A 21,731-nucleotide genomic window follows, 5' to 3' on the forward strand; every position below is an offset into this window, starting at 1 on the left:
CCTTATGCAAGGGCGGCCGGTGTGGCCGCTGTTGCGGAGGCGCGCTCTTTCTCGCGCGCTTCGTCGAGCGTGCCGACCATGAAGAGCGAACGCTCCTGCCAGTCGTCACAGTCGCCTGCGAGTATCGCCTTGCAGCCCGCCAGCGTGTCGGCGATCGAGACCGAGCGGCCCGGTTGTCCCGAGAACGCCTGCGTCACGGCGAACGGCTGCGTGAGAAAGCGCTGCAGGCGGCGCGCGCGCTGCACGAGCAGCCGGTCTTCGGCGCCCAGTTCCTCGACGCCGAGCAGCGCGATTACGTCCTGCAGTTCACGATGATGCTCGATGAGCCGGCGCACTTCGATCGCGACCGCCGCGTGCTCCGCGCCCACGACGAGCGGATCGAGCAGCACCGACGACGAAGCGATCGGATCGATGGCCGGATACATGCCCTCCGCAGCCATGGCGCGCGAGAGCACGATCATGCTGTCCACGTGCGCCGCGATGGTCGTCACGGCGGGGTCGGTGAAATCGTCGGCGGGTACGTAGACCGCTTCGACGGCCGTCACCGCCGCATCGCCCACCGAGACGATGCGCTCCTGCAACGCGGCCACTTCGCTCGCGAGCGTCGGCTGATAGCCGACCCGCGAAGGCATGCGCCCGAGCGACGCCGACACCTCGGCGCCCGCCTGCACGAAGCGAAACACGTTGTCGATCATCAGCAGCACGTTCTGGCGCTTCTCGTCGCGAAAGTGCTCGGCGATCGTGAGCGCCGTGAGCGGCACGCGCCAGCGCGCGCCCGGCGGCTCGTTCATCTGGCCATACACCAGCACGGTGCGTGCGAGGACCTCCGAGGCCCGCATGTCCGCGAGCATTTCGTGGCCCTCGCGCGAACGCTCGCCCACCCCGGCAAACACCGAGATGCCCTGATAGCGCTCGACCATCGCGTGTATCAACTCCATCAACAGTACGGTCTTGCCGACGCCCGCGCCGCCGAACATCGCGGCCTTGCCGCCTTGCGCGAGCGGCGCGAGCAGATCGATCACCTTGATGCCGGTGGTGAACGTCCCGGCGCTGCCGCGCAGGGACGCAAGCGGCGGCGCCGCGCGGTGAATGGGGCGGCGCGGGGCACCGGCGTCGAGCGGCGCTCCGCCGTCACGCGCCGTCCCGCTCACGTCGAGCAAACGGCCGAGCACCGCGTCGCCCACGGGAACCGCGAGGGGGCCGCCCAGGGCTTCGACGCGCGCGCCGCGCCGTAGACCCGCCGTGGACTGCAAGGCGAGCGCGCGCAGCGCCGTAGCACCGAGATGCGCCTCGACTTCCGCAATGAGGCGAGACCCGTCGTCGCAAACGATCGACAGCGCGTCTTCGACAGACGGCAGCGGCCCGGTCTCGAACACGACGTCGAGCACTGCGCCGCGCAACGCGCTCACGCGCCCGATGGCGCGCCGTGCAGAGGCCGCATTGTCGTTCGAGGCGTCACTGTTCGGCACGTCCTGCTTCAGCGGCGCATCGGTTTTCATGGTGTGCACGCGCGGGTCTCGTATATCGGATCGGCGTCCAGACGATCAGGCACGCGCCGACGCGCAACGGCTTGCGGGCCTGGCAGGGACCGCCTCGCCGTTCGGGCGCACGCCCACGAACTGGCCGAGATACGTCATCCAGTCGGCGGCGGGCGGCAGCGCGCCCGCCGGGCGCGGAGCCTGTGCCTGCACACGCTCGCAAGCCTTTTCGAAATCGAGCACCGCCTCCCGAAGCAAGGCCCCAAACGCCGTCTGGCTGCGCGCAGCCAGATCCTGGCTGTGCTCGCACAGGGCCGTGCTCGCCGCGATGTACTCGCGCATCAAGGTTTGCCAGGTCTGCACGAACGCCCCCGCATCGTAGGGACGCGCCTCGAGAAGGGCCTCGCAGGCACGTTGTGCGGCGGCACGGTCGCGCTCGACGCACTGCGCCTGCAACCCCAACGCGGCCTGGAGTTCCTCCAGACCGAGCTGCACCATACGCATCCCCAAGCTCATCATGGACATTGGCGCGAGTTGCGCATGCTGAGGGGTGTCTCTCATTTCCATCTCCTGATCGATCAAGCGCTGTTGCCGGATCTGCCACTCGCGTCTTCGCACGGCAGGTCGGATTCCTCGTCCAATCTAATAGGGGCGCTACTCGCGTAATTGACCTGCATCAGAAGTTTTTAGGGCGCGGGTCGGCGGCGAAGGCGCGAAGGCGGATCGGGTTTCTCTTGATTTGAATCAGAAGCCGGCCTGCCCGCGCGCGCGAGCCTTCCATGGCTTCGATTGACTCCGTGCGCACCGCGCTAAACGATCCTGCCCCGCATCGCTTCCGCTACGGCTCTTCATGAATACGCTGACTGACGACACCCGCGCGGCGCGCCTTCTGTGTCTCGTCGATACACTCGCCGCCGAGTTGCACACCGACGCACCGCATGCCGTGCGCGTTTCGATGATGACGCAGCTCGAACGCGATCTCGGCTTTGACAGCCTCGCGCGCGCCGAACTGGCCGAACGGATCGAGCAGACTTTCGCCGTACGCTTGCCGCCCGACGCGTTTGCAGCCGTCACGCCTGCAGACCTGCTCAAGGCAATCGAACGAGGCGCCGCGGCCGCGCCGCACGAGGCCGCGCCGCCAGCACAGGCGCTGTCCGAGGTGCGCAGCGAACCCCCGCTGGCGCTCCCCGGGCAGGCCCGCACGCTTGCCGACGTGCTCCAATGGCACGCACGCCGGCATCCTGACCGTGTGCATCTCACGCTGGTCGAGAATGGCGCGCCCGTCACGCTCACCTATGGCGCGCTCTTTCAGCGCGCCTCGCACGCGGCCAACGCCTTGCGCGCGCTCGGTGTCGACCCTGGCGCGAGAGTCGCGCTCATGCTGCCAACCGGCACCGACTATTTCGTCGCCTTCGCAGCGCTGATGCTGTGCGGGTCCGTTGCCGTGCCGATCTATCCGCCCACGAGCCTCGCCCAGCTCGAGGAACACGTCGAACGCCACGCTTCGATCCTTGCCAACGCGCAAGTCTCGGCGCTCGTCGCTTCGGCGTCGCTGGTCACGGTTGCGCACATGCTCAGGCTGAAGGTCCCGACGCTACATCAACTCGTCTCCAGCGCGGCCCTCGTGCCGACGCAATCCGAACAATACGCGCAACCCCCGTTCATCAGGACCGCCACTCACGATCTTGCTTTGCTCCAGTACACCTCGGGCAGCACAGGCGAGCCCAAGGGCGTGATGCTGAGCCACGCCAACCTGCTTTCAAACATCCGCGCAATGGGCGAGCGTATGAAGGTGCAACCGGCCGACAAGTTGGTGAGCTGGCTGCCGCTTTATCACGACATGGGCCTCATCGGCGCGTGGCTCGCTCCGCTTTACTTCGGCTTTCCGCTCGTCGCGATGTCGCCCCTCGCGTTTCTCGCGCGTCCCGCCATCTGGCTGGAAACGATCTCCCAGCACCGCGCGACGATCACCGCCGCGCCCAACTTTGCCTACGACTGGTGTGCGCGGCGCGTGCCCGGGCGCCAGATCGCCGGGCTCGATCTCAGGTCGTTGAGGTTTGCGTTCTGCGGCTCCGAGCCGGTGAATCCGGGCACGCTGCGGGCGTTCGCCGATCGTTTCGCACCGTTCGGGTTCGACGCGCGCGCCATTACGCCGGTCTACGGCCTCGCCGAGAACACGCTTGCCGTCACGTTCCCTGCGCCGTCACGCGGCCTGCGCATCGACCTCGTGCAGCGCGAGGCGCTGAGCATCCGCGGCGAAGCCTTGGCGGCGCGTGCGGAGGACGATCCGCTGGCGCTCGTGGCGTGCGGCTATCCGCTCGCGCAAACCGGGCTGCGCATCGTCGACGACAACCGCCAGCCGCTGGCCGAACGCCGCATCGGACATATCGAGTTTCGCGGCGCGAGCGCGACGGCCGGCTACTATCGCAATGCCGGCCAGACCGCGCGCCTCACGCACGACGGATGGCTCGACAGCGGGGATCTGGGGTATCTCGCAGACGGCGAGCTCTTTGTGACCGGACGCACGAAGGATCTCATCATTCGCGCCGGCCGCCACATCTTCCCCGACGAACTGGAATACGCGCTCGCGCAGTTGAGCGGCGTCGAACCGGGCGGCGTGGCGGCCTGCGGCGAACCGGATCCCCGGGCGGGCACCGAGCGCCTCGTCCTGATCGTCGAAACCTCGATGCGCGAGGCCGCCGGGCGCGCCGAGCTTCAGACCCGGGTCAACGCCGTCGCCCGCCGGCTATGCGGCGCGCCCGCCGAGCGGATCATGCTCGTCGCGCCCCAAAGCATTCTCAGAACGCCGGGCGGCAAGATCCGTCGCGCCGCCACAATCGAGCGCCTGCGCCACGGCGCACCGCCTGAGAAGCCGGCACACGCGTTCGCGCCCTGGCGTCAGACATTCGCGCTCGCCTGTGCCAATGCGGTTCCGCTCACACGGGCGGCCGGCGCATGGCTGCGCCGCGTTGCCCGTGGAACCTGGTGCTGGTCGCTCGTCGGACTTGCGTTTCCGGCAGTCTGGATAGCGGTCACGCTGGATCGAGAACCCGCGCGCCGCTGGCGCACGGCGGCTCGCGCGTGCCGCCTCGTCCTGCGCGCAGTCGGCCTGCGCACCACGCTGCGTGGCGCCGCGCACTTCGATGCCGCAACGCATCCCGTGCTGGCCGCCAATCACACCAGCTATCTCGATGTGGTCGTGCTGCTCGCCGCGTTGCCTGAGCCGGTGCATTTCGTCGCGAAGCGGGACCTCTCGCGCCGTCCGTTCGTCGGCCGCCTGTTGCGCGCGCTGGGCACCCGCTTCGTCGCACGCGAGGACTATGGCCGCAGCCTCGCCGACGAAGCGACGCTTGTCGAATGCGCCCGCGCTGGCGAAACGCTGCTGTTCTTCCCCGAGGGAACGTTCGTGGCCGCCGCCGGGCTGCGGGTGTTCCGGCTGGGGGCGTTTCGCGCGGCTGTACTGGCAGGCCGTCCGGTGCTCCCCGTCGCCGTGCGCGGCGCGCGCACCGCGCTGCGCGACGGGCACTGGATACCGGAGCGCAGCGATATCGAGGTCGAACTGCTGGAACCGATCTGCGCGCACGCCGCCGATTTCCGCGCGATGGTCGACTTGCATGAGCGTACGCGCGCCGCACTGCTCGCAAAATGCGGGGAGCCTGACGCCGATGACCGGACCATCCCCGTCGAACCCGCGGCCCCGCCTGTCACGACGACGGATAACGCCGCGGCGTCCCGGTGAAGAAGAGGACTGCCAGGCGAGACCGTCGCTGTCGTCTTGCGCTGCACGAACCACGACGCTGCACGAACCACGATACACGTACGTGCCGTGCGCGGTACCGTGCGTGGCGGCGGCACGCACGGATACACGTGCCGCCGGTCACATCGGCAAACGCTCTGCCAGCGTCACGGGCGTGCCGGCCTCCGCATCGAGCGACGGCTCGCTGTCCGCGACGCGACGCTTGACCGCGACGAAACTGTCGGGACTCACCGAGATCGAGTCGATGCCGCACTCCACGAGGTACGCTGCAAACTCCGGGTGATGCGCGGGCGCCTCGCCGCACAAGCCGACCTTGGCCCCGGCCTGGTGCGCCTCTGCGATCACCTTGCGCACCATCCACTTGACCGCCTCGCTTTGCTCGTCGAAAAGCCCGGAGAGTTGCGCCGAGTCGCGGTCCACGCCGAGCGTGAGCTGCGTAAGATCGTTGCTGCCGATCGAAAAACCGTCGAAGCGTTGCGCGAACTGACGCGCAAGCACGACATTGGACGGAATCTCGCACATCACATAGACCTCCAGACCATTACCGCCGCGCTCGAGGCCGTTCTCCTTCATGACCGCCAGCACGCGGTCGGCCTCCTCGGGCGTTCGGCAGAACGGAATCATCACGACGACGTTGGAGAACCCCATCGCCTCGCGCAGGCGTCGGATCGCGCGGCATTCGAGTGCGAAGCCTTCACGGTAGAGCGGCGAGTAATAGCGCGAGGCGCCGCGAAAGCCGAGCATCGGGTTGGCTTCCTTCGGCTCGAACTGCGCGCCGCCCACGAGATTCGCGTATTCGTTGGTCTTGAAGTCGCTCATGCGTACGATGACGGGACGCGGATACTGCGCCGCCGCGATGCGCCCGAGCGCACGGGCGAGATGCTCGACAAAATACTCCGTGCGGTCTTCATAGCCGGCGGTCAGATCGCGGATGGTACGCTTCGCCCGTTCGTCCTTCAGCTTGTCGAAGTGGACGAGCGCCATGGGATGCACGCGGATCTGGTTGCTGATCACGAACTCCATCCTGGCGAGCCCCACGCCGTCGGCCGGGATGCGCCACCAGCGAAACGCCGCCGCCGGATTTGCGAGATTGAGCATGATGTCCGTGCGCGTAGGCGGCAGGTGCGAGAAGTCGATCTCGTCGGCGTGAAATTCGGCGATGCCCTCGTACACCATGCCCTCCTCGCCCTGCGCGCAACTCACCGTGACCTCCTGGCGGTTGCGCAGCACGCGCGTGGCGTTGCCGGTGCCGACGATCGCCGGCAGGCCGAGTTCGCGGCTCACGATCGCCGCGTGCGAAGTGCGGCCGCCGTGATCGGTGACGATCGCCGAAGCGCGCCGCATGATCGGCACCCAGTCCGGGTCAGTGGTCTGCGCGACCAGCACGGCGCCGTCCACGAAGCGCGCCATGTCGCGCGGCTGCTCGATCACGCAAACCTTGCCGGCGCCGATCGCCTCCCCGACACTCACGCCCGAGAGCAGCTTCGGGCCCGTCTTGCCGATGCGCCAGCTCTTGAGCGCGCCCGCGTCGCGACGCGACTGCACCGTTTCCGGACGCGCCTGCACGACGAAGATCTCGCCTGTGGCGCCGTCCTTCGCCCACTCCATGTCCATCGGGCAGCCGTAGTGTGCTTCGATCAGGCATGCCCAGCGCGACAGATGCAGGATCTCGTCATCGCGCAGCACCCAGGCCGTGCGTTCCGCGCGCGAGGTACGGACGTTCTTCGTCGGCTGCCTCCGGCTGCGCGTGCAGACCATCTTGACTGCCTTCGCGCCGCGCGTCTTGCTGACGACCGGCGTGAGCGACGGATCGTCCAGTAACGGCTTGAACACTTCGTACTCGTCGGGGTCGACCGCGCCCTGCACCACGTTTTCGCCCAGCCCCCAGGCGGCGTTGATCAGCACGACGCGGTCGAAGCCCGTTTCCGTGTCGATCGAAAACATGACGCCCGCGCCGCCCAGATCGGCGCGCACCATCTGCTGCACGCCCACCGACACCGCAACCTCGAGCGCGTCAAAACCCTTTGCCTGGCGATAGCTGATCGCCCGGTCGGTGTACAGCGATGCGTAGCAACGCCGGCACGCGTCGAGCACCGCCTCGGCGCCGCAGACGTTCAGCAACGTTTCGAACTGCCCCGCGAAGCTCGCCTCGGGCAGGTCTTCGGCCGTTGCGCTCGAACGCACGGCGACGCTCAGTTTTTCGTTGCCAGTCTGCCGGCACAGATCCGCGTACGCGGTCCGGATGCCATCGGCGATAGCGGGCGGCCATGCGCCCCGCAGGACCGCGGAGCGGATCAACGCACCCGTTTGCTCGAGCGTGCTGCGTTGGGCCGCCAGGTCGCCGAGAGCGGCGGTGATCACCTCGTGGAGATGGTTCGCTTCGATGAAGTCGCGATACGCCTGCGCCGTGGTCGCGAAGCCTGGCGGCACCTTGACGCCGTGGGGCGCGAGGTTGGCGATCAACTCGCCGAGCGACGCATTCTTGCCGCCCACGCGCGCAAGGTCGGCGCGCGTGACGTGCGCGAGCGAGACAACGGGAGAGGAAGCGCTTGCCATGGGTTGCTCCGCGTATTGACGGGTCGACATCTGCACAGGGTGCGTTCGATACAGCCGGTCGCTGCGGCTCATGCCGGCTCGCCGCGCACGAGCAGCACGGGGCACGGCGCGTTGCGCACGAACTCCTCCGCCACGCTGCCCAGAAAGGCGCGCCTGACGCCGCGCCGCCCATGCGTGCCGAGCACAACGAGTTGCGCACCGAAGCGCGCTGCGCTCGCTTGCAGACAGTCCGCAACGCTTTGCGTGACGCCCGCCACTTCGAGCAGTTCCGTCTCGCAGTTCACGCCCGCCGCCTTCGCTTCGGAGCGTGCTGCTTCGAGCCGCGTTTTGGCCTCCTCGCGATACGAGGCGAGCAGGTCCACCGGAACGTAGGTGAGCCCCATGCCGAACGGCGCCACGACGTCGATCACGTGCGCCACGCACAGCCGGCCGCCCGTGAGCTGCGCCACGCGCAACGCCTCGGCGAGTGCCCGCTTCGCGGTATCGCTACCGTCGAATGCAACCAGAATCTTCTCGTACATGCTCTGCCTCCTGACCCGCGGGCTATCCCGCGCCACGTCGCGTTACCTGACGCCTATCTTCCGGTTGCATTGCGTCACACCATTGATTTGCATCAAGAGACAACGCCCGTCGAGGGACCGCATGGCTTGATTTGCATCAGATGCGGCGGCGCTGGGCGCGGGATGCTGTTGCCGAGGCAAAACCCGCCGCTTCTTCCGCGAGGAGAGATCCATGAAACTTGCCCATGGCCTTACCCTGACCGTCGCCCTCGTGGCGGCTACGAGTTGCGCCGGCCTTTACACGGCGCAGACCGCCGCCGCCGGGGCGGACACCGCTGCGACGCGGACCGTCCAGAACGGTGTCGCCTACATCACCGGCGGCGTGGGCAGTGACGAAGCCGCGGCGCTGCGCAGCGTCGCCGGCCAGTACAGCCTGCGGATGACGTTCCTCACGCAAGGCGGCCAATACCTTTCCGATGTGGATGTCGAGATCGTCGGGCCTTCCGGCGCAGCGGTGCTCAATACGCGCACGCTCGGTCCGTTCCTTTACGTGTCGCTGCCGGCCGGCAGGTACCAGATCGCCGCGTACACGGCGGGCACGAGGCAGACCCGCGTAGTGCTCGTGAATGCACATCAGGGTACGAACGTCCAGTTCGATTTCCCGGCGCTCGCGCGTCGTACCACCGTGCCGTGTTGCCCGCCTTTGCGCGTGACGGAATGAAAGTGAAGGCGCACGACATCAACTTGAGCTTGATTTCCCCTGATACAGGTCAACCGCGGGACCCGCCTTCAACCTAAGCTCGCTTCATCGTGGTTGCACCTTCGCGAGACCTCACATGTACAAGCGACTGATCTTCCTGACCATCCTCGCGCTGCCGGGATCGTTCTTCGTCCTCGCAGCCATTGGTGTACATCCGCGTGGCCGCGCACTGCTCGCGCGCGCCGCGGGATTTCCTTTGCCGCACACGAAATACGCCCCTTCGCGCACCCGCGCGGTGCGTTGAGCGCCGAACGCACCGCGCCCGCCTCGCACGAACTTCCTGCGCCTCGCGATCGTGCGTGCCGCAAGCACGGCTTGCCGGGCGGCACGCACACCACGCGGCAACGCGCCGAGTCAATCCACTGTCAGATCGTCCACCACGGCGCGCACGCCAGGCGCGGCCCACGCTGCGCCTCGCGCCACCGCGCGTTCGGCGAACGAGTGAACCTTTCCGGACAGCCGGACCGTGCCGTCGTGCACGGTAACCTGAATATGGCGCGCCTCGCGGTCAGCATGCCGGCGCATGGCGTCCAGGATGTCGTTGCTGATCTTCTCCGGCGCCACCTTGTGATGGACCTCGATGTGATCCGCCACGTCCGCGACACCGCGCAACTGGGTGATAGCGCGCACCGCTGTCTGACTCTGCCACGGCCAGTCCACCTCGCCCCTGAGCACGACATGGCCGTGCTCCACCTCCACCTGCACGGCTTCGGCGCTCAGCCCGGCTGTCCAGCGCAAAACGGAACGCGCGATGTTCGCGATGTCCTCGTCGGTGCGAACGTCCTCGCCCGGTAGACGCACACCCAGTTCGACCACTAGCGCGCGCACGCCGCCGACGCGGCGAACCGCCTGTTCGGCGGCAATCTTCTCGCCAAGGCTCGAGAGATGCCCGGCGAGCGTCACGACGCCGTCCTTCACCTCGACCCCGATACACGAAGCGCTTACCGCGGGCTCCCACTCCAGTTCCGCTTCCACGTCATGCTTGAGCTGCAAATCGGTCTTCATCGTCGCCTCCATTGAACTGGCCCAAAGCGGACCGTCCATGCGAGCGTGGCACGAAGCGCACCCCGGCGACTGATCTGCATCAAATGCCGAATTGCGCCCTCATCTCGGCGCTGCCCTTCGCACATCCCGTCGGTCGAGCGACGCCTGTGCGGCAATCCGCATCGGCATTTCATCCGCTCCCGTGTCAGCCATTTCTGACATGCCGTGCACAGATCACACATCAATCTCAGCCAGGGCTGATTGTTGCCGCTCGGGCCAAAACCAATACTTGAGGCGTGGCGAAAGCGAATGTGTTCGGTGATCGCGCGGCGCACAAGGCCGGCTTCAGGGACGCTGTCCCGGTTGTGCCAGGCGCCGCCGCAATGTCCGGGAGCAAAGTCATGGACCAGCACGAGGAATCCTGTTTTCCTGACGCCGTGTTTGCGCGCGATCTCCAGGTCGGCGCCCACCTCGCCACGAAGCGCCCCGGTTATATGCATCACGGCATCTACATCGGCCATGGCCGCGTCATTCACTACGCCGGCCTTTCGCGCTGTCTTGGCCGTGGCCCGATCGAGGTCATCTCCATCGATCGATTCGCGGCGGGATCCGGCTTCAAGGTCGTACCGCACCCCCACTCGCAATACACGGGCGTCGAGATCGCCCGCCGCGCGGTATCGCGACTCGGCGAGCAGGACTACCGGTTGCTCACCAACAATTGCGAACATCTCTGTTTGTGGTGCGTGATCGGCCACGGCAAAAGCGACCAGGTCGATGCGTGCATCCGCAATCCTGCCCGCGCGGCGCGAGTCCTCTTCACCCTCTTCACCCTGTTGTTCGGCAGATTGATCCGCAACTGCATGCTCACGTCGTTCGTCAAGACAAGTGGCGTCCCCGTCTCGGTGCTGAACGGTTGATCCGGCTCGCCGAAACCATCTCGAGCGCCACCCGCGCATGCTGCCGGCCATTCAGGATTACACCGGCCATGAGGCCGGGCAGCCTCCGATAGATTGACGTGCATCAAGCCTGAGCGATGCTGCTCGCCGAGAATCCCTTTGCTGGCGCGCGATCGCTACGCGTTGCGCCGATGCCCATTCCTTGAGACAGGTTTCGATGAATGCTGGCCCATCCACTCCGCACCCGGATGGCGAATCATCCGTGGCGCAAGCCGACGCGCCCCTCGCGCAACGTGCGGCCCCCAGTGCCCGGACGATGCTCGCTGCGCCCGCGCGAAGGCGCGCACAGGCCGCCTGGGCAATGGGCCTCCTCTGTCTGCTCGCGCTCGTGCTCATGGTCGTCCACGCCAGTTCGCTCGAGCGCAGTCTCGCGCTCGCACGTGCAGCGCGTCCAGGCTGGCTGCTGATCGCGCTCGCAGCGCAGATCGCAACCTACGTGTGCGCTGCGCTCGTCTGGCGCCAACCGCTTCAGGATTCGGGCTATGCATTACCGATGCGCGTGCTCATACGCCTTGGCGTCGTCAAGGTGTTTACCGACCAGGCTCTGCCGAGCGCGGGGCTCGGAGGTAGCCTGATGGCGATACGCGGGCTGCTGCGCAACGGCGTCCCGCGTTCGATCGCATTGACGGCACTGTTGTCGAGCCTCCTCTCTCGCGACATCGCCTTCTTGATCGTGGTACTCGCGAGCGCCGCAATCCTGTGGCTACGTCACGCCGCGGGCGCCGCACTCCTCATCGGCGTCGCGGTATTCCTGCTGGTGCTCCTGCTCGTGCCCGCGTTTCTCATCGCGTTGCATCGCTGGAACCGCGATCCGCGTGTCGCCGCGCTCGGCAAATGGCTGCATCTGTCGCGCCTGATCGAATCGTTCAACGACGTTCCACTCGATCTGCTGCTAAACCCGCGCGTACTCGTGCGCACGGTCGCCCTGCAGCTCGCGATCTTTCTTCTCGATGCAGGCACCCTGTGGGTCGCGTTGGGTGCAGTGGGCGCTCAGACGCGATTCGTCGTGGCGTTCGCGAGCTTTGCCGTCGCGTCCATGGCGGCGACCATCGGGCCGGTGCCAGTCGGCCTCGGCACGTTCGAGGCGGCTTCAGTCGGCATGTTGAAGCTACTCGGCGTGCCGCTCGAGGCAGCACTTGCGGCAACGCTGCTGCTGCGCGGTTTCACCTTCTGGCTGCCGATGTTGCCCGGCTTCTGGCTTGCCCGCTTCGAGCTTCGCGCGAGCCGGCGCAAGGCAGCCACGTCGGACGAACCTTCAATCCATTAGCACAATGACAGTGACGGCAATGAACATGTCATCAGACCGGAATCACTTCGACACAATCGTCATTGGGTCACGAATCGGCGGGCCCGCATGCGCGACGGCCCTGGCTGGATACGTTGAAGACGTGCTGGCCCTCGAGCGGCAACACGGTGCCGTCTAGGGCCGGTTATGACCGGGTATCGACAGGTGCTTTTTCGCCTTCGGCGGTTCCTCCCCGCCTAGCACTCCGAATTCGACGGGAGATTTCGTGTAGAAGACATGGACGCGCCCAGCCTCTACCGCGTCGAGCATGCGCTGCGCCTCATCCTCGGTGACGGCGAGGATGACCTGCACCGGTTGGTCGGCGAGATTCAGCAGATGCGCCCCATGATGCGCGCCCGCGTGCCCCGTGCCCTCCGCACAATTGATGACCGAGACGCCATGGATGCCCAACCGGCTCGCTTCGTGCAGCAGCCACTCACATACCGTCCGATGGTCGTGACGACGGTTATGTTCGGTATAAAACGTAAGCTGATAGCCGTTCATGGGTTCCTCCGCCCACTCGCACGGGGGCCGCTGGGCAGTCGCGGCGACCGCGGGGCCGCCTGGCGCCGCCCCGCGCCGGAAGGACGTTTGGTTAGTACCGTTGGTCAATTGTAGTGCAACCGCCCGACGCCGGCGTATGCTGCGTCGCAGCGCGCCGGTTGTCATCGGCCCAGGTATGCGCCGTGAGCGGGATTCGCGATTGCAGCACCCGCCGCGACCTTGTCGAAGTCCATCAACTCTCTTCTTTCGTCCCAAGCGTGGCGTATTCGATTCGCGCACGCGTATAAAAAAGGCGAACGCCGCCGACATCGAGCCTTTCAAGCAGATCGTCGATGTGGGCGTCTTCGGCAATGAACGTGACGGCGACCGACTGTTCCGCAAGCTCAAAAAAGCGCGCCGCATGATATTTTCCCTTCGCATCGACGCCCTCTGCTATCTCGACAACCGTTGCGCCTTGAATGCCGGCGCATTTGGCCTCCTCGAGTATCCAGTCCACGACCGGGAGGTGCCGTACGCGATGACTCCGGTTAGCCGCGAATACAGTGAGTTGGCTACCTTGCATGAATGCCTCCTGCCGCCAGGTGATCGAATGTGCCGGGCCCTGGATGCGCCAGCGGGATGGCGGCGCTCACGACACGACAGCAACGGTTGAAAACGCAATAATTGCACATAGTCGCATGCCCGGCATCGCGCCTCGACGCCTGACGACCGCTGCGGTACGCGCCCGGCGACCCGGCAGCACGCAATGGGTCGGTACCGATCGGTCAAAAGCCCGGCTCATGGCGCGCGAGCAGCGCATTGGCCATCCACTGTAACGCACCGCACAGCAGCAGATAGACGAGCCCGACGAACAGGAAGAGTTGCGCGGGATAGATCAGCAGACGGTTGTTGAGCTGATTGGCGAGGAACGTGAATTCCGGCACGCCAACGATATACGCGAGCGACGTATCCTTGATCAACGCCACCCACTGGTTGACGAACGACGGCATCATCACCCGCGCCGCTTGCGGCAGGATGATTTCGCGTAATGCCTGCCAGCGCGTGAAGCCAAGCGAAAGCGCTGCCTGTCCCTGCCCTGCGCCGATCGACGTGATGCCCGCATAAACCGAATGCGACAGATACGCACCACCGATCAGCGCCAGCGCACATACGACGGTCGCAAGACCAGGCACGTCGATGTGCAGCAGGATCGGCATCAGGAAGAAGGTCCAGAAGATCAGCATCAGCACGGGTATCGCGCGAAAGAACGCGACCACCGCGGTGAGCGCGAGACGGACGACTCCGCGTGTCATGGCGAGCGCAACGCCAAGCGCGAAACCGATCAGGGCCGCGAGCAACGCCGACACCGCCGAGAGCGCGACCGTCAGCGCAACGCCTCCCAGGGGGCCCGCCGGAAACGCGCCGATCATCAGATAACGCAAGGTGGGTAACCACGCGAACTCGTTCACGCACGGCCTCGCAGCAAACTGTGCAGGCCGGCGCGTTGCCAGAGCACCAGCGCGACTTCGATGACAGCGATGGCCAGCACATAGAATACGGTCGCGGTGCCGAATGCCTGGAAGGTCCTGAAGCTTTCGCTATCGACCTGCCGCGACATGTACGAGAGTTCGCCAACGCCTATCGCCATCGTCAGCGACGAGTTTTTGATCACGTTCATGTATTGACCAGCGAGCGGCGGCGTCGCAATGCGCAACGCCTGCGGCAGGATCACGTAACGCAAGGTGGAGTAGCGGCGCATGCCAAGCGTCGCAGCCGCGTGCCACTGTGCGTGGTTCACGCCGCGCATGCCGGCCAGGAACTCCTCGCCGATGAACGCCGTGGTGTAGCAGGTCAATCCGACCCATCCGGCGAACAGTTCGAAACTCGGCCAGCGCAGCGTGAGCGGGCCAAACGTCGCGAGGTGGGGCGTGTTAAGCCAGGTCATCCAGCTGGACGGCAACATGGCCGCGACGCCGAAGTACCAGAACAGCAATTGAACAAGCAGTGGAGAATTGCGGAAGACGAACACGTAGAGCGCCGCAGCGCGTGCAATCGCGCGATTGCGGGCCGTGCGCGCAACCGCAAGCAGAAAGCCCAGCGGCGTTGCGCACGACGCCGCGCTGGCAGAGAGCATTAGCGTTACAAAGAAGCCTTGTTCGAGCCACGCGAGATACTTCGGTTCAAGCCAGTTATGCATGAAGCGGGCGCCGCGCTCAACTGTTCTTTTGCGGATCGCCGATCTTGAAGAGACGGGGCAACGGAGCCGCACTCTTCGGGCCGAACCACTTGTTGTATATCTGCGCAGCTTCACCGTCGTTTTCCAGATGCGTCAGCGTGCTGTTCACCACATCGAGCAGACGCGTTTCGCCTTTGGGCACACCAACGCCTTCGTAGTCGTTCGAGATCGTGAACGGGGAAATCTCATAGCTCGCCTTGTCCGGCGCGCGCGCAAGCAACGCGACGAGCTTCGGACCGTCCTGCGTGATGGCCTGCACGTTGCCCGTGCGCAGCGCAGCGAAAGCGAACGGCGTGTCATCGTAAGCGACGATGGTTGCGTTCGGGAATTTCGCGCGCACCTGCTGCTCGTTGGTCGTACCTTTATCTGCGCCGATACGCAAACCATCGATCTGCTCCAAAGACTTCAATACACCCTTCCTTGCAATGAACTGGGTACCGGACGCGAAGTATGGCGTGCTGAAATCCACCTCCTTCCTGCGTTCGTCGGTAATCGTAAAGTTGGCGAAGACCAGATCGACCTTTCCCGACTTCAGGAATGCGACGCGATTGGCGGGATTGGTGGGCTGAATTTCGAGCTTCACGCCGAGACGCCTGGCGACGGCGCGCGCATAGTCCACGTCGAGCCCAACGATCTGATTGTCTTTCGGATCGACGAAGCCGAACGGCGGGTTGCTGTCGAATGCAGCCACACGCAACACGCCCGCCCGCTTGATGTCGTCCAGACGATCCGCATGCGCGGTGGTCGATGCCACCACCAGAAGTGCTGTCAACAGTGCGCCTGGCACCGCGCCCCAGATGCTGCTTTTCATTGTCGGATTTCCTTCCTTTCTCGTTGCCCTTGCGTTGCCGCTGAATCTACGCGCTGGCGAAGTACGCAGCCTATCTGCATGACAGGCGCGAACGAACCAAATATTTTTCAGATCCAAAGCGTCGTTGGCGATATAGGAAAAACGGCACACCGCAAGCGCCGGAGGTAATGTTGACGCATGCTTCTTTGCATGCAGCCTCGCGCTGCAACTCTTGCCGGGAAAATCGCATCGGCCCGGTAATGTCGACTATGGCAATACCATCGACTTGCATTTCTTTCGCGCGCAAAAAAATTGAATGCGAACAGGTTCCCAGGCTCTTACAACTTCAAGGGGCTATCACGCTTGACCTGGGCATGTCGGCTGCTTAGCATCGACACGGGACTTTGCTTTGAGCTTCTTAAGCGATGAGTCGATGAGTCGGCTTCAGACTTCAGCAATGCTCGCTGCAACGCCCGGTTTGTCTGTTTCAGGGGGGGCTTTTATGTCTTACCGCCGCTGGAGGTCTCCTGCCGAGACCGCAGAATGGATCATCCTCGTCGGCGCAGCGTTCGCAGTGCTGGGCGGGTGGATACCCTGGATGGGCCACGCGCCTTACTACTTCGTTGCCGGTATCGCACTGATCGGCGCTGGCATCCTCATGCTTTGGAACCGCTCAGCGGGACTATGGTGGTATTTCGGCATGTTCGTCGCCGCCCTGATCTGGTCGATCTTCAAGGTTGGGCTGGATGGCTGGAGCCTGCTGCCGCGACTCTTCGTGCTCGCACTGATCGGCATAGGGATAAGCCTGGTCATCCTCAGCAGTTCGGCAGTCGGCCGGCCACTGCGCGTGGCGGCAATCATCACGGCGGTGTTCTACGTCGTGGCGATCGCCAGCATGCTCTGGTCCGCCATCTCCTGATCAGAACCGAACGCGTCCAATCACATAAAAATCTTTCGGTCGTCGCAATCGCGGGCTTCGCCGTCGGTCGGGTCTCCGCCTGGTTGATCATTCAAGGACTAGTCGAGCGGCAACTCGTGCCGAAGGCCGAACGCATTCATGAGATGGTGCGGTGCGTTTTACCGCAAGTCCGCATTCCTCCTACCACACCGGCACCACGCATTAGTCGTCCGCCGCCAATTTCAAGCAATCGGAATACTTTCGCGCGTTGCGCGTCCTGTTTCGATGGATCATAGGGATATGCCTCCGATGATCATATGTATTTTATTCGGAGTCCAGATCGATAAGGAAAATACGAAATTGACGCGCCGCCGTATCGGACTACCGGGACAACATAATGCGAAACTCACCGACCGAGACTGCTTTCCTTCCCGAACTCGCCGACCGCGCGGAAACGGGTAGTATTCGACACGAGGTCTGCGGATGCAGCACCCACGCGGACTTCCTGAAACTGCGCCCTTCCTGGGAAGCCGTCTGCACGGCGTGCCCGGCGACACTCGAGTTTACGTACTGTGAACTCGCCGCGGCCAAGGCGTTTGCCCGCGGCGCGGCGGTCAATGTCGCGCTCGTCTACGACGGCACCGCGCTCGTCGCGCTTTGGCCGCTGTGCATAGCGCGCGAAGGCCCATGCCGGGTCGCGCGCGCACTTGGCTGCGGAAGCAACGAGGAATATGGCGGCCCGCTCGTATCCGATCGAGGCGACTGGCGCTTCTACGACGCCGCCGTCGATGCGTTGCGCGGCGTCGACGCCGACGTGCTGGAGATACGGTTCGTCGAACGCGATAGCCCGCTTCACGCGGCGCTCTCGCGTGCACCTCTGTCGTGGGTCTTGCGCGCCCTTCCGGAGCGCTGGCGCCTGCTGTCCGGGTACTCCATGGAGTTGTCGCGTTTCCCCACTTTCGACGCCTTCATCGCCACGAGGCCCGACTCGCTGCGGCGCCCATTGCGGCGCCTCGCAAGGAGGCTTTCGGAGGACGGCTCGGTTGAATACGGCTGGTGTAAGAACGTCGACGACGCACGAGCAGTACTCACATGGCTCTTTGCGAAAAAGCGCAGCTGGGCGCTCGCTCGCGGCCTCGACGCCCCTTATCTGATGAATGACGACGTACGCGACTTTTTCATCGAACTCGCCGTGCGGACCGATCTCGCTACCACTCCACTGGTCTCGTTCGTCAAACTGGACGGCGTACCCATTGCGGCATCCGTCAATTTGACCGGGCCGCACAGACTCGAGTATTTCATCACGACGTATGACGAGGCCTATGCCGCCCGTTCCGTCGGCAACCTGCTTGTCGACAGCATGGCGCGATGGGCGCTCGAGAACGGCCGTGATTTCGATTTCCGTCCGTACTTCTCGAGCTACAAGGAGCGTTGGTCAAATCACAAAAGCTGGTATGAGTCGCATTTCGTCATACTCACCTGGCGCGGCAGGCTCGTTGAGTTTCCCCTTGCCGCGGGGCAGCTTCGTCGCGTATTGCGCAGGGCGCGCGAGTTTGCCATCGACCCGCTGCGCGCGAAGCTGCGTGCCCTGACGTCCGCGCGGTGAACGCCGCAATCGGTGGTCGGCCTGCCGGCTGATTTGCCCAGGCCTTCACGTACGCGGGGGCTTCGCGCTCCGGCGCGGCGGTGTCGGCCACGGGCGGCAATACCGGTTTATCGCAAGTAATACACCGTAAACCGTTAGATTTCCAACCCCAATTCGCTCCAATATATCTCTTCGGGATTTGTCAGGAAAAAGCTGCACGATCAAAAAATCTCCTGTACAATCCGGCCTCCTTGATTCCCCGATAGCTCAGTCGGTAGAGCGCCGGACTGTTAATCCGTAGGTCCCTGGTTCGAGCCCAGGTCGGGGAGCCAGACATGCGGGAGTAGCTCAGTTGGTAGAGCGCAACCTTGCCAAGGTTGAGGTCGCGAGTTCGAGACTCGTCTCCCGCTCCAGCATCCACGCGGCAGCGTCTTGCGTCTGACTACGCTCGTTTCCCAACTGAAGCCACAGCGTATATTCCTTACTTCGCAATCCCAATTAACCGGAAACGGATATTCGCAAAGAGACCATTCATTGACCGGTCTTGTGCGTTATTTGTAGAAAATATAAGTCGCGATATAAGGCGAGCTACCCGACTCGTGCTCGGTCGAGCACGACGCAGCCGGCTTCACGCCTCCAACCGTCCTTACCCGCCGCACGTAGCGCACGGCTGTGAGCATGCCCTGCGATCCGGTGGAATGCGTCTCAAGCAAAAGTTGCGGGACGCTATCAGGCGTATCGCTGGGCTTTTGCGCAACGACTTTCCCCTCGATGCGGCTGCCGTCGCGCGCTTGCCACGCAGGTCCGGCCGAATGCTCGATCACTGCGGCGCCGTGCGCGTCGTAGAGCGTTGCATGCGGTTGCTTGAAGACCCAGCCGAGTGTGTGATCCGCACCGTACTCACAGGCGTAGATCTGGACACCCGTTGCGATCGTGCTCAGAACCGGTTGTGCGCCTGGCGCGTCGATCGATTCCGCTTGTGCGGGCACGCCGCTCATCAGCGAAATCAGCCCGGCCACCATTGCAGCCTGCTTCCCATATAAGAAGCGATTCATGGAGACACTCCTTTAGCCTGTCCGACACGGCTCGCTACGCAACACCCCGGCGCGGGCTTCAGGAACCGGTCACTTCCGGGATTATTCCGTGCGGGCGCGCGTCGCCGCACCTTCAGTCCGGCGTCTTGACGGCCGGCCATACTCGGCCGCCTGCCAGGCAAGCAGGCCGGGCACATAGAACATCAGATCGCGCACGCGTCTTGCGCCCGCGAGCGCGAGGCAAGTGGGCGCATCGAACCCCAGCAAGCCGCCGATCACGACGAAACCGCCCTCCTGTACGCCAAGCCCGGCTGGCACCAGAAACGCGATGCTGCTCAGCATCTGGATCAGCGCTTCGATCACGAACGCCTGCACGAACGTCGCGTCCGTGCCGAGCACGCGCAACGCGATCCAGATTTCGAGTGCATAGCCGAGGCATTGCAGCGTCTGCCAAACGAGCACGTAGCGCACGATCACGCCGGTTTGCCGCCAGATCAGCTTGAGGGATAGATCGACGCGCACGGACTTGCCCACGAGATCGACGACCTTGCCGCTCGTGACGCGGTTGAGCGTGCGTGCCGCGCGCTCGAACGGCCGCGCATGCTGCACGAGCGCAAAGAGCACGAGCAGCGGGATGAAGCCCGCGAGGCCCCATGCGAGCCGCCCCACGAACCGCGCGGTATCGGAAGAGGAATGTTCGAGCAGATAGCCGGCTGCAAGCAACGCAAAGAGCACCTGACTGATCAGCGTGAGCTGCATGTCGGCGATGAGGCTCGCCACCGCCGTGGCAGGCCGTACGCCCGCACGGCCAAGCAGCCGGAACGACACGAGTTCCCCGCCCACGCGCGCAACGGGCAGCAAGCCGTTGATCGACTCGCGAATCCATACGAGTTTGAGCATCGTTGCGAACGACGGGCGCTGCGCCGCGCGAATCAGGCTGCGCCAGTCCCATGCATTCGCGCACATCGGCAGGATATGCACGATGGCCGCCAGCACGAGTCCCATGCCCGCGCCGCGCAACAGTTGCAGCACTGCCGCAGGATGTTCGCGCCAAACGAGCCACACGGCGATCGCAAGACCGACCAGGGCGGCGATACGTCCCATGTGCTTCATCTGCGGGTGCTCTCTGGTGGATGCTCCCGTCTCATTGTGCCCCCAATCTACTGTGACGCTCAGGTCTCGCGGACTGGCGAAAGCATGCCATTCCTGTCGACGCGAAAGCGCGTGCCGCGCCAAACGACGCCGGACGAACAAAAGCTCGCGACATAGATCGCGAACTGGACCATTTCCCAAAGGGGTAAGCATAACAGTCCGCCGGACTTGTCGCCGGTTGCGCGATCGGTCCTCCACATCAGCCACGCGCGCACGCACAGCGCCACGGCGGCCAGTATCCACGCGCTCGCTGCGCCGCCGGACAACACCACGGCAAGCAAGGCGAGCGCGAATGGATGCATCAGCACGGCGCCCAGATGCCCCGAGCGGTCCGCTGCGCGAACCGTGCGGCTCCAGCGCAGTTCGTGCGCGAAGAGTTGGGCGAACGTATTCTCCACGCATGCGTGCCGCACGAGAATAGGCGGCACGCAAACTTCCGCGCCGGCGCGGCGCACCGCTTCGCCGATCGCGTGATCTTCGGCAAGGTGATGCGCGAACTGCGCCAGACCGCCAATGCGTTCGAGCATTTCCCGCGTCATGGCGATGGACTGACCGAAGCACGGCCGCGCGCGCCCGATTGCGAGCCCCGTGACGACGCCGGGCAGAAAATGATAGTTCGTGAGGGCCGATGCCACGCGCGGCCAGAATCCCGGTGCGCACAGGCCGCGATAAACCGCGGTCACGAGGCCAACGCCCGGTTGCTGCAGCGCCCCGACCACCTGACGCAGATAATTCCTGTCGACGAGCACGTCGCTATCGGCGAAGCACAGCACGTCGTGCTCCGCCTGTTCGAGCATGTTCACGAGATTCGCGATCTTGCGGTTGGGACCGTACAGCCGCGCGTCGGCGACGACCGTGATGTGCGCATCGGGATAACGCGCACGCAGGCGCTCGATGGCGTTGAGCGCTTCGTCACGCGCATCGTGCACGCCGAACAGATACTGGACTTGCCCAGGATAGTCCTGCTCGAAAAAGCTGGCGAGGTGCTCCTCGAGGTGCCATTCGTCGCCGTGCAGCGGCTTGGCAAGCGTAATGGCCGGAAAGTGCTGCGGCGTTGCCACTTCGCGCGCGAAGAAACGGCCGACCAGCGCGCTCGCCGTGCAGGTATAGATAATGCCGAGCACCGCGCAAAGACCGCTTAGCACTGCGAGCGAATCGAAGAGTAAATGCGAGAAGCCGGGTAGTTCGGCACGCATGACTTCGATTGCCGCAGAAGCGACGGCCAGCGCCGTCACGGCCATCGCCACGATGGCTCCCGTTCGTCCCGTCGCGTGTGC

21 protein-coding genes and 2 tRNA genes are annotated in these 21,731 nt (G+C 64.7%); 9 read left to right on the top strand and 14 right to left on the bottom strand.

The features are described 5' to 3' along the window. Positions 1–2: 2 nt before the first annotated feature. Both atpD and BHE01S_RS20010 read right to left on the bottom strand, forming a co-directional pair. Positions 3–1,499, bottom strand: a complete 1,497-nt coding sequence (gene atpD / locus BHE01S_RS20005; RefSeq protein ID WP_084069028.1) for a F0F1 ATP synthase subunit beta — start codon at positions 1,497–1,499, stop codon at positions 3–5. Between the two features lie 45 nt (positions 1,500–1,544). Then, positions 1,545–2,039, bottom strand: a complete 495-nt coding sequence (locus BHE01S_RS20010) for a hypothetical protein (RefSeq protein ID WP_157025502.1) — start codon at positions 2,037–2,039, stop codon at positions 1,545–1,547. 289 nt (positions 2,040–2,328) lie between these two features. On the opposite strand from BHE01S_RS20010, the gene BHE01S_RS20015 reads away from it, so the two are divergent. Beyond that, positions 2,329–5,217, top strand: coding sequence for an AMP-binding protein (locus tag BHE01S_RS20015; protein ID WP_042266963.1), 2,889 nt, complete (start codon positions 2,329–2,331; stop codon positions 5,215–5,217). 138 nt (positions 5,218–5,355) lie between these two features. On the opposite strand, the gene ppsA is transcribed toward BHE01S_RS20015, so the two are convergent. Then, positions 5,356–7,791 carry a phosphoenolpyruvate synthase gene (ppsA, locus tag BHE01S_RS20020; RefSeq protein WP_042267037.1) on the bottom strand — a complete coding sequence of 812 codons (2,436 nt, stop codon included), beginning with the start codon at positions 7,789–7,791 and terminating at the stop codon, positions 5,356–5,358. Positions 7,792–7,859: 68 nt separating this feature from the next. Further along, positions 7,860–8,312 carry a universal stress protein gene (locus BHE01S_RS20025; RefSeq protein ID WP_042266965.1) on the bottom strand — a complete coding sequence of 151 codons (453 nt, stop codon included), beginning with the start codon at positions 8,310–8,312 and terminating at the stop codon, positions 7,860–7,862. Between the two features lie 211 nt (positions 8,313–8,523). On the opposite strand from BHE01S_RS20025, the gene BHE01S_RS20030 reads away from it, so the two are divergent. Then, entirely contained in the window at positions 8,524–9,012 is a 489-nt protein-coding gene (locus BHE01S_RS20030; RefSeq protein ID WP_052405998.1) for a hypothetical protein, read from the top strand. A 115-nt stretch (positions 9,013–9,127) separates the two neighbouring features. Continuing rightward, positions 9,128–9,295 (top strand): hypothetical protein, encoded by a 168-nt coding sequence (locus BHE01S_RS37920; RefSeq protein ID WP_157025504.1) that lies wholly within the window; start codon positions 9,128–9,130, stop codon positions 9,293–9,295. 110 nt (positions 9,296–9,405) lie between these two features. Here BHE01S_RS37920 and BHE01S_RS20035 read toward each other — a convergent pair whose 3' ends face one another. Both BHE01S_RS20035 and BHE01S_RS38470 read right to left on the bottom strand, forming a co-directional pair. Beyond that, positions 9,406–10,056, bottom strand: a complete 651-nt coding sequence (locus BHE01S_RS20035; RefSeq protein ID WP_042267040.1) for a BON domain-containing protein — start codon at positions 10,054–10,056, stop codon at positions 9,406–9,408. Beyond that, complete coding sequence (locus tag BHE01S_RS38470) at positions 10,053–10,556, bottom strand: hypothetical protein (RefSeq protein ID WP_167337695.1); 504 nt, start codon at positions 10,554–10,556, stop codon at positions 10,053–10,055. Before BHE01S_RS38470 ends, BHE01S_RS20035 begins: the two co-directional genes overlap by 4 nt. Here BHE01S_RS38470 and BHE01S_RS20040 point away from each other — a divergent pair. Together BHE01S_RS20040 and BHE01S_RS20045 are read left to right on the top strand one after the other, a co-directional pair. Beyond that, positions 10,530–10,952, top strand: coding sequence for a lecithin retinol acyltransferase family protein (locus BHE01S_RS20040; RefSeq protein ID WP_245639791.1), 423 nt, complete (start codon positions 10,530–10,532; stop codon positions 10,950–10,952). The genes BHE01S_RS38470 and BHE01S_RS20040 overlap by 27 nt on opposite strands. A 340-nt stretch (positions 10,953–11,292) precedes the next feature. Next, positions 11,293–12,258, top strand: coding sequence for a lysylphosphatidylglycerol synthase transmembrane domain-containing protein (locus BHE01S_RS20045; RefSeq protein ID WP_052406001.1), 966 nt, complete (start codon positions 11,293–11,295; stop codon positions 12,256–12,258). Between the two features lie 153 nt (positions 12,259–12,411). On the opposite strand, the gene BHE01S_RS36900 is transcribed toward BHE01S_RS20045, so the two are convergent. The 5 genes from BHE01S_RS36900 to BHE01S_RS20070 all read right to left on the bottom strand — a co-directional run bounded on the left by BHE01S_RS36900 (position 12,412) and on the right by BHE01S_RS20070 (position 15,806). Further along, the gene (locus tag BHE01S_RS36900) at positions 12,412–12,780 is read right to left on the bottom strand and encodes a DUF190 domain-containing protein (protein WP_084069031.1); all 369 of its coding nucleotides are present in this window, start codon (positions 12,778–12,780) and stop codon (positions 12,412–12,414) included. A gap of 232 nt (positions 12,781–13,012) precedes the next feature. After that, a complete protein-coding gene (locus BHE01S_RS20055) occupies positions 13,013–13,342 on the bottom strand; it encodes a DUF190 domain-containing protein (RefSeq protein ID WP_042266970.1) in 330 nt (109 codons plus the stop codon). A gap of 202 nt (positions 13,343–13,544) precedes the next feature. Beyond that, entirely contained in the window at positions 13,545–14,228 is a 684-nt protein-coding gene (locus BHE01S_RS20060; protein ID WP_042266973.1) for an amino acid ABC transporter permease, read from the bottom strand. After that, positions 14,225–14,956, bottom strand: a complete 732-nt coding sequence (locus BHE01S_RS20065; RefSeq protein WP_042266974.1) for an amino acid ABC transporter permease — start codon at positions 14,954–14,956, stop codon at positions 14,225–14,227. Before BHE01S_RS20065 ends, BHE01S_RS20060 begins: the two co-directional genes overlap by 4 nt. Positions 14,957–14,972: 16 nt before the next feature. Beyond that, positions 14,973–15,806 (bottom strand): ABC transporter substrate-binding protein, encoded by an 834-nt coding sequence (locus BHE01S_RS20070; protein WP_042266977.1) that lies wholly within the window; start codon positions 15,804–15,806, stop codon positions 14,973–14,975. Between the two features lie 481 nt (positions 15,807–16,287). Between BHE01S_RS20070 and BHE01S_RS20075 the strand changes: the two genes are divergently transcribed. The 4 genes from BHE01S_RS20075 to BHE01S_RS20090 all read left to right on the top strand — a co-directional run bounded on the left by BHE01S_RS20075 (position 16,288) and on the right by BHE01S_RS20090 (position 18,681). Next, complete coding sequence (locus tag BHE01S_RS20075) at positions 16,288–16,704, top strand: hypothetical protein (RefSeq protein WP_157025506.1); 417 nt, start codon at positions 16,288–16,290, stop codon at positions 16,702–16,704. Between the two features lie 376 nt (positions 16,705–17,080). Then, positions 17,081–18,289: a GNAT family N-acetyltransferase gene (locus BHE01S_RS20080; RefSeq protein ID WP_052406003.1), complete on the top strand. Its 1,209-nt coding sequence runs from the start codon at positions 17,081–17,083 to the stop codon at positions 18,287–18,289. 235 nt (positions 18,290–18,524) lie between these two features. Further along, positions 18,525–18,600, top strand: a tRNA-Asn gene (locus BHE01S_RS20085). A gap of 5 nt (positions 18,601–18,605) precedes the next feature. Further along, a tRNA-Gly gene (locus tag BHE01S_RS20090) sits at positions 18,606–18,681 on the top strand. Positions 18,682–18,819: 138 nt separating this feature from the next. Here the strand turns inward: BHE01S_RS20090 and BHE01S_RS20095 are convergent. From BHE01S_RS20095 to hpnI, 3 genes are all read right to left on the bottom strand, one after another. Next, on the bottom strand, positions 18,820–19,323 hold the full coding sequence (locus BHE01S_RS20095; RefSeq protein WP_063769096.1) for a DUF3455 domain-containing protein: 504 nt from the start codon (positions 19,321–19,323) through the stop codon (positions 18,820–18,822). 81 nt (positions 19,324–19,404) lie between these two features. Next, positions 19,405–20,415: a lysylphosphatidylglycerol synthase domain-containing protein gene (locus tag BHE01S_RS20100; RefSeq protein WP_042266979.1), complete on the bottom strand. Its 1,011-nt coding sequence runs from the start codon at positions 20,413–20,415 to the stop codon at positions 19,405–19,407. Positions 20,416–20,474: 59 nt separating this feature from the next. Continuing rightward, positions 20,475–21,695, bottom strand: a complete 1,221-nt coding sequence (gene hpnI, locus BHE01S_RS20105; RefSeq protein WP_407669532.1) for a bacteriohopanetetrol glucosamine biosynthesis glycosyltransferase HpnI — start codon at positions 21,693–21,695, stop codon at positions 20,475–20,477. Positions 21,696–21,731 lie beyond the last annotated feature (36 nt).

Origin of the sequence: Paraburkholderia heleia NBRC 101817 (genome assembly GCF_000739775.1) — a bacterium.
In the GTDB taxonomy this organism is placed as follows: Bacteria; Pseudomonadota; Gammaproteobacteria; order Burkholderiales; family Burkholderiaceae; genus Paraburkholderia; species Paraburkholderia heleia.